This window comes from Vibrio gigantis (assembly GCF_024347515.1).
GTDB classification, from domain to species: Bacteria; Pseudomonadota; Gammaproteobacteria; order Enterobacterales; family Vibrionaceae; genus Vibrio; species Vibrio gigantis.
In genome coordinates this window covers 261,974-274,148 of the sequence record NZ_AP025492.1, presented here as the reverse complement: position 1 = coordinate 274,148, position 12,175 = coordinate 261,974, and the positions used below count along the sequence as shown (strand labels likewise).

General features: G+C 46.2%; 12 protein-coding genes. 10 read left to right on the top strand and 2 right to left on the bottom strand.

From position 1 onward, the window contains the following. Window positions 1-114: 114 nt before the first annotated feature. The gene (locus tag OCV56_RS01270; RefSeq protein ID WP_086716277.1) at window positions 115-1,995 is read left to right on the top strand and encodes a methyl-accepting chemotaxis protein; all 1,881 of its coding nucleotides are present in this window, start codon (window positions 115-117) and stop codon (window positions 1,993-1,995) included. A 164-nt stretch (window positions 1,996-2,159) separates the two neighbouring features. Next, window positions 2,160-3,047 carry a DMT family transporter gene (locus OCV56_RS01265; RefSeq protein ID WP_086716275.1) on the top strand — a complete coding sequence of 296 codons (888 nt, stop codon included), beginning with the start codon at window positions 2,160-2,162 and terminating at the stop codon, window positions 3,045-3,047. An 89-nt stretch (window positions 3,048-3,136) separates the two neighbouring features. Here the strand turns inward: OCV56_RS01265 and epmA are convergent, their stop codons facing one another. After that, window positions 3,137-4,108, bottom strand: coding sequence for an elongation factor P--(R)-beta-lysine ligase (gene epmA / locus OCV56_RS01260; protein WP_086716274.1), 972 nt, complete (start codon window positions 4,106-4,108; stop codon window positions 3,137-3,139). A 451-nt stretch (window positions 4,109-4,559) separates the two neighbouring features. Here epmA and frdA point away from each other — a divergent pair, with 451 nt between their 5' ends. The 5 genes from frdA to OCV56_RS01235 all read left to right on the top strand — a co-directional run bounded on the left by frdA (window position 4,560) and on the right by OCV56_RS01235 (window position 9,311). Beyond that, on the top strand, window positions 4,560-6,410 hold the full coding sequence (gene frdA, locus OCV56_RS01255) for a fumarate reductase (quinol) flavoprotein subunit (RefSeq protein WP_086716272.1): 1,851 nt from the start codon (window positions 4,560-4,562) through the stop codon (window positions 6,408-6,410). Then, a complete protein-coding gene (locus OCV56_RS01250; protein ID WP_076657046.1) occupies window positions 6,410-7,189 on the top strand; it encodes a succinate dehydrogenase/fumarate reductase iron-sulfur subunit in 780 nt (259 codons plus the stop codon). Before frdA ends, OCV56_RS01250 begins: the two co-directional genes overlap by 1 nt. Before the next feature lies 1 nt (window position 7,190). Continuing rightward, a complete protein-coding gene (gene frdC, locus OCV56_RS01245) occupies window positions 7,191-7,574 on the top strand; it encodes a fumarate reductase subunit FrdC (RefSeq protein ID WP_086716270.1) in 384 nt (127 codons plus the stop codon). Between the two features lie 12 nt (window positions 7,575-7,586). Next, entirely contained in the window at window positions 7,587-7,973 is a 387-nt protein-coding gene (gene frdD, locus OCV56_RS01240) for a fumarate reductase subunit FrdD (RefSeq protein WP_052880182.1), read from the top strand. A gap of 327 nt (window positions 7,974-8,300) precedes the next feature. Further along, the gene (locus tag OCV56_RS01235; protein WP_143691602.1) at window positions 8,301-9,311 is read left to right on the top strand and encodes a histidine ammonia-lyase; all 1,011 of its coding nucleotides are present in this window, start codon (window positions 8,301-8,303) and stop codon (window positions 9,309-9,311) included. A gap of 88 nt (window positions 9,312-9,399) precedes the next feature. On the opposite strand, the gene efp is transcribed toward OCV56_RS01235, so the two are convergent. Then, on the bottom strand, window positions 9,400-9,966 hold the full coding sequence (gene efp / locus OCV56_RS01230; RefSeq protein WP_076657048.1) for an elongation factor P: 567 nt from the start codon (window positions 9,964-9,966) through the stop codon (window positions 9,400-9,402). 33 nt (window positions 9,967-9,999) lie between these two features. On the opposite strand from efp, the gene epmB reads away from it, so the two are divergent. The 3 genes from epmB to OCV56_RS01215 all read left to right on the top strand — a co-directional run bounded on the left by epmB (window position 10,000) and on the right by OCV56_RS01215 (window position 12,157). Further along, entirely contained in the window at window positions 10,000-11,022 is a 1,023-nt protein-coding gene (epmB, locus tag OCV56_RS01225; protein ID WP_086716266.1) for an EF-P beta-lysylation protein EpmB, read from the top strand. A 13-nt stretch (window positions 11,023-11,035) separates the two neighbouring features. After that, window positions 11,036-11,563 (top strand): prepilin-type N-terminal cleavage/methylation domain-containing protein, encoded by a 528-nt coding sequence (locus OCV56_RS01220; RefSeq protein WP_086716264.1) that lies wholly within the window; start codon window positions 11,036-11,038, stop codon window positions 11,561-11,563. Window positions 11,564-11,668: 105 nt separating this feature from the next. After that, window positions 11,669-12,157: an MgtC/SapB family protein gene (locus OCV56_RS01215; protein ID WP_048607785.1), complete on the top strand. Its 489-nt coding sequence runs from the start codon at window positions 11,669-11,671 to the stop codon at window positions 12,155-12,157. Window positions 12,158-12,175 lie beyond the last annotated feature (18 nt).

Below are 12,175 nucleotides of genomic sequence, written 5' to 3'. Positions count from 1 at the left end.
AACACATTTATTCTCACTGAGACAACGACACTATACACCTATCAGAGACACATCAATTCACCATCAAGTACGTCACTGTAGTTAGGGTTTTGTTTTAAAAGAGAGGAATGGACCTTGAGACATACTATTAAATTTAAAATTCAGATCGCCATTGCGATCATTATCGCCGTCGTGAGTGGCGCCCAAGCCTGGATATCGGTCAACCAGCTCACCCAAGAGACTGAAGTCGCGATCAACCAAGAAATGAAGAATGTAAGTGCAGGAACAACCAATTACATTGCCGATTGGCTGTCGACTCGCAGTGATATGATGCTGGCCAATGAACCAACCATTTCAAGCAATAGTAATTCTGACCGCGAGTTATTGATCACCAAACAAGCTGGTCAATTCCTATCGGTTTACGCGGGATTCAACGATGGTACTATCGCGTATGGCGATAAAACGGAAGGCTGGCCAGCAGACTACGACCCGCGAACTCGCCCTTGGTATAAAGATGCCAACGCTGCATCAGACCTTATCATCACTGAACCTTATCAAGATTTCGATGGCAGTATTGTTATCAGCTTCGCTAAAGCATTCAGTGGAGAAAGACAAGGCGTTCTCGCGGCAGACTTAACCGTAACTAGCATCATTGATACGGTTCTTAACGTAAAACTGGATAACGATGGCTTCGCCTTCTTAGTAGATGGTAACAACAACATTGTTGCTTACAGTGATGAAGCGTTAAGTCAAAAACCACTGACGACTCTGAACCCTGCTCTGACGACTAACAAAGTGTCGCAATTGATCAAAGATCAAATGATCACCACTCTAACTTGGCCAGGCCAAGGCGATAAACTGGTCTACATTGCTAACGTTCCAAATACCGATTGGTCACTGGGTATCGTTATCGATAAAGAAATGGCGTTTTCTGCGGTATCTGACGCGATTCAATTCATCGCGCTTACCTCTCTTGTTCTGTACATCGTGATTTCAATCGCGAGTACTATGGTCATCAACCGACTGCTTTACCCATTACAAACTTTATCTGAAGCGCTAACCCAGCTTGCTCAAGGTAGAGGCGACCTCACTCAACGTATTGATATCACGCGTATGGATGAAATTGGCAAACTTGCCGAGCTCGTGAACCAGTTCTTGAGTCAAATGCAAAGCATGCTTAAGGGCGTGATAGAACACAGCCACGATCTCAACAATCATGCAGAAAAAGCCAATCAACTGGCTACCCAATCTTCGATTCGAGTTGAGAATCAACAAAACGACATCAACCAAATTGCGACTGCGATTCATGAAATGTCCGCCACCGCTGCTGAAGTGGCCAGCCATGCCGAATTAACCGCCTCCGCATCTCAGGCATCAGCGACCGCTTGTAATGAGGGTCAGGAAGTTATCCAACAAAACCGTGATGCTATAACAGGCCTTGCGACTCAAGTTGAAGATGCCGCCAATGTTATTCGAGAGTTAGAGAGTAACGCCCAAAGCATCAACAAGATCCTATCCACCATTCAAGGCATTGCCGAACAAACCAACCTGTTGGCATTGAACGCTGCGATTGAAGCTGCTCGTGCAGGTGAACAAGGTCGTGGGTTTGCGGTGGTCGCCGATGAAGTTCGAGTGCTAAGCCAAAGAACGCATGGCTCAACGGAAGAAATCCGTGTAATGATCGATACCCTGCAGAAGAATACCGAACATGCGGTTGATAGCATGACCACCAGCACTCAACTGGCAGAAAACAGTGTTGGCTTCGCAGAGCAAGCTCATGGCAGCCTGACTAAGATCACCCAAGCAATCACTGAAATCAACGATATGGCACTTCAGATAGCGAGTGCTGCCGAAGAGCAACGTGCGGTAAGCGAAGACATCAGTCGCAACACACAAGGGATCAAAGATGCCTCTGACGATTTGGCACAACAAGCTGAAAGCAGCCGCAATAGCTCAAATGAAATGAGCAACGCTGCTGAATCGATGCGCCGAGATGTAGAGCGCTTCAAGGTATAAGGAATGCCGAGTTCAATAGCATATTGCAATAGCGAAACGGACAACTGAAACAAACCTATAACTGAGGAGCAAAGCGGTTCTTTTCATAAGAATCACTTTGTTCTTAGTCCGGTTTAATGCATATTGATGAGCTAATTTATCCCAGACACAAGGATGTTATTCAGATGGGATTCGAATGGTTGGCTCTCGCCGCTGCCTTTCTTTGGGCTATCGCAAGCCTAATGTCCGTAAAGCCTGCTCAACACTTGGGTTCTTTCGCTTATAGTCGTTGGCGAATGGGCTGCACCGCTATCATATTATCGAGCATGGCTTGGTTTACTGGTGGCTGGACAACTGTAGAAGCGGACTTAATCACGCCGATGATGCTGTCTGGCCTGATTGGCATCTTTATTGGCGATACCGCCCTATTTGCCTGCTTGAACCGAATGGGCCCACGCCAAGCGGGTTTGCTGTTCTCTTGTCACGCCGTATTCTCCGCCATTCTCGGTTACTTCCTATTTAGTGAAAGCATGACCTCGGTGGAGCTGATTGGCTCAGCTTTGGTATTTAGTGGCGTATTAACTGCGATCTTCTTTGGTCGTCGAGGACAAGCCAACAACCAACTTGAAACCATCAAGGGCGCGGTGTGGATTGGTGTTGCTCTCGGAATCACAGCGGCTATCTGCCAAGCATTGGGCGGTATTATTGCCAAACCTGTGATGCAAACTAGCATCGACCCGATAGCTGCCTCCGCCATTCGAATGATCACCGCCTTTGTGGCCCATTCACTGTTTCGCTTAACCGGCGCCAAGCTATCACGCGCAATCAAGCCTATGAATGGTCAAATATTCGCAATTACCGCAGTTAACGGCTTTTTGGCGATGGCGGTGGGAATGACGCTTATCTTGTATGCACTGCAAGAAGGGAATGTCGGCATGGTTGCTCTGTTATCTTCAACCACACCTATCATGTTGCTGCCAATTCTATGGCTGTACACCAAGCAGAGGCCAAATACCTATGCTTGGATCGGTGCCATTGTTGCCGTAGTGGGTACTGGTATTCTAGTCAGGTAGTGGTACAGGTATTTTGGTCAGCTAGTGCGGCTGATTAGAAACTGAGAGCTAATGGTTAATGACTATTAACTCTCAGTAAAAACAAAAAGCTAAGAACGCGGGAACGGGAAAGCGGTCACGTCATCGATATGGTCGTAGCCTAACGCCAACATGATCAGACGATCAATACCTAACGCAACGCCCGCACAGTCTGGTAAACCCGCTTTTAATGCCTCAATCAAGTGATGGTCAATCGGTTGAGGTGATAAACCCATCTCAATTCGTTTGGTATTGTCATCTTCAAAGCGTTTAAGCTGCTCTTGTGGCTTATCTAATTCATGGAAGCCGTTTGCTAGCTCGATGCCTTTGAAATACACCTCAAAGCGGTCGGCTACTCGCGGATCATTCGGGTTAATCTTGGCTAATGCCGCCTGTGAAGCTGGGAAGTCATAAACAAATGCTGGTACTGTCTGGCCAATTTTAGCTTCAACGCCCACGCTGAATAGTAATTGCAATAAGGTATCGCGATCTTGTTCAGGGTCGGCAATATCACTTAACCCAAGCTTCGCTGCTGCTTGTTTTAGGGTACCCATCGAATCCTCGAGCGGACACACACCCAGCACATCAATAAAGGCTTGTTGGTAAGTCATGCGCTCTGCTGCACCCGACTTGAGGGTTTGCTGCAATAGCAAGTCCATTTCATCCATCAGGTCATGATGATCAAAGCCAACACGATACCACTCTAACATGGTGAACTCAGGGTTGTGGTAGCGACCATTTTCTTCGTTACGGAAAGACTTACAAATTTGGTAAATACAGCCACTTCCAGCTGCCAACAAGCGCTTCATATGAAATTCAGGGCTCGTCATAAAGAACAATGGTTGGCCTTGCGCATAACCCGGCCCTACGAATTCAGTTTTGAAGGTATGTAAATGCACGTCCGTCACCGTGGCGTGACTCATCGCAGGCGTATCCACTTCCATCACATTCCTTTCTGCAAAAAACTGACGGATTTGATTAAGGATATCAGCACGTTGCTTTAACTGCTTGATGGTTGCTGCTGGTTGCCATGTAGAGTGCATTACTAAGTTCCATATCACTGAATTCTAGGCGACGAAAATTACCACCTTTCGCCTCTTTTGTAAGCTTCTATCTGTCTTTTATGAAAGCAAAATGTTGCTTTAATGAAGCCAGAAAATCACGTTCTACAATACAATTATCAATACAGCTTTCACATCCACATTGATAACAAAAATCATACTCAACAAGCCGTTAACACAAGCCCTGTGGGCTAATCGTTATCAACAATTCATTGCCGTGATTGCAGTCACATAACCTATAAATTCTATGCCTCCATATGCATTACTGACCTAAAAACCCAAATGCATCAACTTTTCGAATACCTTCCTCTCTTACACTGAACCTACCACTTAAGGCTTAGGGGTGATAAGCAGTTCCTACTGTTTAGAACCTTCCTAAATAGGCTTTTTATAATAACAAGCGGAATACTCCGCATCACACTGGAGAATAACTGTGAAGACAATTACCACAGATATCGCAGTCATCGGCGCAGGCGGCGCTGGTCTTCGTACAGCAATTGCAGCAGCTGAAGCTAATCCTGAATTGGAAGTAGCACTGATTTCTAAAGTTTACCCAATGCGTTCGCACACGGTAGCAGCGGAAGGCGGTTCAGCAGCAGTAATTAAAGACGAAGATAGCCTTGATAACCACTTCAACGATACTGTTGGCGGTGGCGACTGGCTATGTGAACAGGATGTTGTTGAATACTTTGTTGAAAACGCGACTCGCGAAATGATCCAAATGGAACAATGGGGCTGCCCATGGAGTCGTAAAGAAAACGGTGAAGTAAACGTACGCCGATTCGGCGGTATGAAGGTAGAGAGAACGTGGTTCGCAGCGGATAAAACTGGCTTCCACATGCTTCATACTCTGTTCCAGACTTCGATGAAGTACGATCAAATCAAACGATTTGACGAGTACTTTGTGGTGGATTTGATCGTTGAAGAAGGCGAAGTACAAGGCCTTATCGCAATTCACATGTCTGAAGGTGAGCTTGTTACCATCAAAGCAAAATCGGTTGTATTAGCAACGGGTGGCGCAGGTCGTGTTTACCACTGTAATACCAACGGCGGCATCGTAACTGGCGACGGTATGGCAATGGCTTATCGTCACGGTGTACCACTGCGTGATATGGAGTTCGTTCAATACCACCCAACAGGCCTACCGGGCACTGGCATCTTGATGACCGAAGGTTGTCGTGGTGAAGGCGGTATCATCGTCAACAAGAACGGCTACCGTTACCTACAAGATTACGGCATGGGCCCAGAAACTCCAGTGGGCGAGCCGAAAAACAAATACATGGAACTGGGTCCACGTGACAAAGTTTCTCAAGCATTCTGGCACGAGCAGCAGAAAGGTAACACCATCAAGCACCCGCTTGGTGATGTGGTACACCTTGACCTTCGCCACCTTGGTGAAGAGTACCTACAAGAACGTCTACCGTTTATCTGTGAGCTAGCAAAAGCGTACGTAAACGTCGACCCTGCAAAAGAGCCAATCCCAATTCGTCCTACCGTTCACTACACCATGGGTGGTATTGAAACTAACGGTACCTGTGAAACTCGCATCAAAGGCCTATTCGCGGTTGGTGAATGTGCTTCAGTTGGCCTACACGGTGCAAACCGCCTAGGTTCTAACTCACTGGCTGAGTTCGTGGTATTTGGTCGTGTCGCTGGTGAAGAAGCGGTGAAACGCGCTGCTGAATTCAAAGGCTGGAACGAAGAGTCTATCGCTAAGCAAGTGAAAGCGGTTGAAGATCGCATCGCAGGTATCTTGGCTCAAGAAGGCGATGAAAACTGGGCTGATATCCGTACTGAAATGGGTCACACCATGGAAGCGGGTTGTGGTATCTACCGTCAAGAAGACTTGATGCAAGAAACTATCAACAAGATCACTGAACTGAAAGCGCGCTACAAGAAGATCAGCATTAAAGACAAAGGCAAAGTGTTCAACACTGACCTACTTTACGCTATCGAAGTGGGTTACGGCCTTGAAGTTGCCGAAGCGATGGTTCATTCAGCGATTCTTCGTAAAGAGTCTCGCGGTGCACACCAACGTCTAGATGACAACTGCACAGAACGTGATGACGTGAACTTCCTGAAACACTCTCTATCGTTCTACAACGAAGATGCTGCACCAACCATCGACTACAGCGGCGTTAAGATCACCAAATCTCAACCTAAAGCTCGTCTATACGGTGAAGCAGCAGAGAAAGCTGCTGCCGCTGAAAAGGCCGCAGAAGCTGAAAAATCTTCAGCAGAAAGTGCTAAGAAAGATGAGAAGAGCGAAGAGGAGCAAGCATAATGTCAGCGAACCGTATCCAAAAAGTAGACATTCTGCGCTACGACCCAGAGAAAGATGCAGAACCTTACATGCAGACTTTCGAAGTGCCATTTGATGAAACCATGTCAGTACTTGATGCCATTGGTTACATCAAAGACTACCAAGATAAAGACCTGTCTTACCGTTGGTCTTGTCGTATGGCGATCTGTGGTTCTTGCGGCATCATGGTTGATGGTGTGCCAAAGCTAGCTTGTAAGAGCTTCTTACGTGACTACCCGAACGGCCTAACTATCGAGCCACTGGCTAATTTCCCAATCGAGAAAGATTTGATTGTCGACATGACGCCGTTCATCGAGCGCCTTGAAGCAATCAAGCCATACATCATTGGTAACGATCGTAAGCCTGAAGACGGCACTAACATCCAGACTCCAGAGCAAATGGCGAAATACAAACAGTTCGCTGGCTGCATTAACTGTGGTCTTTGTTACGCAGCGTGTCCTCAATTCGGTCTAAACCCTGAGTTCATTGGCCCTGCAGCATTGACGCTTGCTCACCGTTACAACCTAGATAGCCGTGACAACGGTAAAGATGAGCGCATGAAGCTTATCAATGGTGAAAACGGCGCTTGGGGCTGTACGTTTGTAGGTTACTGTTCTGAAGTATGTCCGAAGAAAGTCGACCCAGCAGCTGCAGTGAACCAAGGCAAAGTTGAGTCTTCAATGGACTTCGTTATCTCGATGTTCAAACCAGACGGTACATCAGTTAGCAAGAACCAAGTAAAAACAACAGAGGAGGCATAAGATGAGCAATCGTAAGCCTTATGTTCGTGAGATGAAGAGAACGTGGTGGAGCAACCATCCGTTCTACCGCTTCTACATGCTACGTGAAGCAACTGTACTGCCTTTGATTCTGTTCACTGTGTTCCTAACCTTTGGTTTGGGTGCGCTAGTGAAAGGCCCTGAAGCGTGGGCTGGTTGGTTGAACTTTATGGCTAACCCTATCATTGTCGGTATTAATATCGTGGCTCTGTTAGGTAGCTTAATGCACGCTCAAACCTTCTTCAGCATGATGCCTCAAGTGATGCCAATCCGCCTGAAAGGTAAATTGGTTGATAAAAGAATCATCGTACTGACTCAGTGGGCAGCGGTGGCTTTTATTTCTTTAATCGTTCTTGTTGTGGTGTAAGGAGCTTTCGTTATGAACACAAATTACAAAGTAAAACCTGTTAACCACAATCCTCAACGCTCTGATGAGCCAATCTGGTGGGGTCTATTCGGCGCTGGCGGTACTTGGTTCGCGATGATCACGCCAATCACGATCTTAGTACTAGGTATCTTAGTACCCATGGGGATTATCGATGCGGACGCAATGAGCTACGAGCGTGTATCTGAATTTGCCACCAGCATCATTGGTGCGCTATTCATCATCGGTACGTTAGCACTGCCAATGTGGCACGCCATGCACCGTCTTCACCACGGCATGCACGACCTGAAATTCCACGTCGGCGTTGCGGGTAAAGTGGGCTGCTACTTCTTTGCAGGCCTAATCAGCGCACTGTCTGTTATTTTCATCTTTATGATTTAACAGTTAAGAGCAGATACGGGATTCGAGTAACCGAATCACGAAGAGCTTAAGAGCGCAAAGACTAAAAGCAGAGCTAGGTTATCCGGCTCTGCTTTTTTGTTGCTTGTCGAATCTCAAACATCTAGCTCACTTGCTCTTCCCGCTCTTCGTATCTCGAATCCCGTTTACTCGCATCTGCTCTCCCGCTCTTTATCTCCCTCATATCAGCCTTTCTCCGCTTACACTACTTACATCTCCTTACGCCACGAAATCGGCCCAAGTGATATCGTTATCAATAAATAAGAAGTAACTATTAAACCCATTGAATTTACTTAGATAGCGAATGCCATGAAAAAGATACTTTTAGCTTTACTGCCATTAGCCCTAGTCGGCTGTAATAGTTCATCAGACAGTGATACATCATCGACCACCACACCACCTAAGCCTACGCCGCCACCAGCACCAAGCTTGGATGTGACCATTTACTCGTCTATCGAGAACTGTAGTACTGCAGCAGATGTCCCTAACTGTGCATTTGAAAAGGGTATCTATGTACTAAAAGTAGATTCAACGGTTACCGATGAACAGCAGCAGCGAGTGATTGCCCAAGCAACCAACTTCGCGACTTGGGCGAGTGATAGCGTCAAACAGCAGCTAAATCACAAAACATTCGTAATTGGCATCATGATGACAGAGCCGAATGGCCCATCTGAAGAAGCTGAGTTTGTGGTTACCTTAAGCCAAGCGAAACAGATTGTTGACGGTGTGGAGCTGGTGTACACCAATATTGATGGTACTGACGAGACAGAGCGAGCGACCACTTATCAGAAACTCATGCAACTGTTCGACTACTATGGTGATGACAATCAAAGCCACTTACTCGGCCAGGGGCTAAACAGCGCATACAGCAGCTTTAAGTCGCTACTCCAACATCAAGACCTTGCCGCAAGTACACTGAACGTTGAAGCACTGCGTTTCGACGAATGTCCATACGGAAATGGCCAGCTATCGACAACTGCATCAGAGCGTGCATTGGGTACTGATACACCATGCGTGACAGAAGATGATGAAGAGCCAGCACCAAATGGTCAAGTTGATGAAATTCACGAAATTAGTGGCGTAAACCTAAACCCTGGCGCACTGCTTGGTTTGATGTACGAGTACAAGGTAAACCCAACGATCAGCGAAGGTGGTGGTGAGCTGTTTGGTTCAAAAGGTGGCGAGTTTCAGAATATTGGTCAAGTTGGCTCCGGTGAGCTAGATGGCAACGTTGAAGCAATGTTCAACTCTTGGGCAAACCCTGCATTTGCGCCACTTAATATCTACCTTGACACCTACTTCTTAGCGAATAAAAAATAAGCTAGACCTCGCAATAACGTTATATTGCAGGCACAAAAAAGGTCGCTCATTAGCGACCTTTTTTATTATCCGTGTTTAAACACAGTAATTATTTTACACGACCAACGTATTCGCCAGTGCGAGTATCAACTTTCACAACTTCACCGATAGCGATGAATAGAGGTACACGAACTACCGCGCCAGTTGCTAGAGTTGCAGGTTTACCGCCAGTACCTTGTGTGTCGCCTTTTAGGCCAGGATCGGTTTCAGTTACTGCGATCTCAACAAAGTTTGGTGGAGTTACTGTGATAGGGTTATCATTCCACAACGTTAGAGTACATACGTCGTTTTCAACTAACCATTTAGCTGTATCGCCAACTGCTTTTACTTCAGCAGCGATTTGCTCGAATGTTTCATTGTTCATGAAGTGGTAGAATTCGCCATCGCTGTATAGGTAGCCTAGTTCAACGTCTACAACGTCCGCTAGTTCTACTGTATCGCCTGACTTAAATGTTTTCTCTAACACTTTGCCTGACAGCAGTTTACGAAGTTTAACACGGTTAAACGCTTGGCCTTTACCTGGCTTAACGTATTCATTTTCGATAATTGAGCAAGGCTCGTTATCCATCATGAATTTTAAACCGCCTTTGAATTCATTGGTGCTTACTGACGCCATGATTTTCTCTTCCACATCTTTGAGTTAATTTCAATGCCGCATATCATAACCCGAAAAGTCGAATCTGTTGAGCAAAACTGGCTCAAACAACTATCGAATGCGATCTCTGACCCGACAAAACTGCTTGAGGCATTAGAAATAGACCCAACACCGTGGCAAGCAGGTTTCGCTGCTCGCGAGTTATTTGCGCTTCGGGTTCCTCTTAGCTTTGTCGAACGAATGGAAAAAGGCAACCCACACGATCCTCTATTACGTCAGGTTTTGCCGCTCAGTGAAGAGTTTGAGGCTCACCAAGGGTACTCTGCAGATCCCTTAGAAGAGCAAGAAAACGCTATTCCTGGGCTACTGCACAAATACAAAAATCGTGCATTGATGATCGTAAAAGGGGGTTGCGCGATCAACTGCCGATACTGCTTCCGTCGTCATTTCCCGTATCAAGATAACAAGGGCTCAAAGTCGGTTTGGCAAACCAGCCTCGACTATGTTGCTACCCATACAGAGGTCAACGAGGTTATCTTGTCAGGTGGCGATCCTCTCATGGCAAAAGACAGCGAATTAGAGTGGCTAATCAACGCTATCGAACAGATTCCACATGTCAAAACTGTTCGTATTCATAGCCGTTTGCCAGTAGTCATTCCAGCGCGTGTAACTGATGAACTGTGCCAAATATTGGCTAACACTCGCCTTAACGTAGTGATGGTGAGCCATATTAACCATGCCAACGAGATTAACTTAGAACTCAAACAAGCCTTTCATAAGCTGAAACAAAGTGGCACGACGCTGCTCAACCAAGGCGTGATGCTAAAAGGCGTGAACAATAGCGCTAACTCCTTGAAAGAATTAAGCGAAAAGCTATTCGACACCGGTATTTTACCTTACTATATGCATGTACTTGATAAAGTTCAGGGCGCAGCTCATTTCTATATTTCCGATGAAGAGGCAAAACACCACTTCAAGGGTTTGATCTCTGAGGTTTCTGGCTACCTAGTACCAAAACTCACTCGCGAGATTGGCGGTCGCACTAGCAAGACACCACTCGACCTACACATTGAATAGAGAAGTCGTATCAATGAAACACAATGCTCTTATCACTCCACCAGCGAACAAATGCCTCTCAAAAGGCTTCACCATCATCGAACTGGTTGTAGTGATCGTAATTCTGGGCATTATTTCTGTAACGGCGGCTTCCAAGTTTCTCAACCTTCAAACTGATGCTCGCATCTCGACATTAAATGGCCTCAAAGGCGGCATGGAAGGCGCAAGTGCTATGCTTTATGGTAAGGCATCAGCATTAGGCTTAGATAAAGCAGCAAGTGCGTCTGTAAATGTGGAAGGCGACGATATCTCAGTCGTCTATGGCTACCCAGCAGCAATCAACAGTGACGCTTGGTCAATGCTAATAGAATCAACTTTTCTTGATGCCGAGTGGGGAGTCGGTAATGCCGATTGGTATTTTACAAATAGTAATCACGCTGATGGAAAAATTATCTACGCTCCAGCAAGTCGTAAAAAGGAAGGAGATAATTGCTACTTGGAGTATCAAGAAGCAACAGAAACTACGACACCTATCTTCACCTTAACAACAGATGGCTGCTAGACTTCAAGTCATCTTTATCAATCGTTAAGACAAAAAGTTTTTGTTCGATCGTCCGGTCTATTATTAGCATACTCGGCTCTATTCTAAATTTTTAGGAGGGGTGATATGACACAATTTATAGAACAAACTCTCAACCTTGCCCCCTTTAGCTGGGCAGGCCTTGCAGTATGCATGCTGTGTGGTTCGTTAATCGGTATCGAGCGACAAACACGCGGCAAACCGGTAGGGATCAGAACATCTATTTTGATCATCAGTGGTACCTACTTCTTCCTTACGATGGCGATTAGCCTGTCCCCTAACACGCTGGATCAAGCTCGTGTGCTTGGTCAGATCATAACTGGGGTCGGTTTCCTTGGCGCTGGGGTAATGATGACTCTGGATGGCAAAATTCATGGTGTGACTTCAGCGGCAATTATCTGGGTACTTGCTGCATTAGGTATGATGATCGCCCTTGGCCACCTTTCCCAATCGGTGATTATCACACTGATGGCATTAGTGATTCTGCTTGGGGTCGATAAAGTGGAAAACAGCTTCCAAAGCCTGCGTCGTGGTGTTCACCAGAAGTGGATGAGAAAAGGCCGTGTGAAGAAGTAATCTCCAATTTTAGGTGCG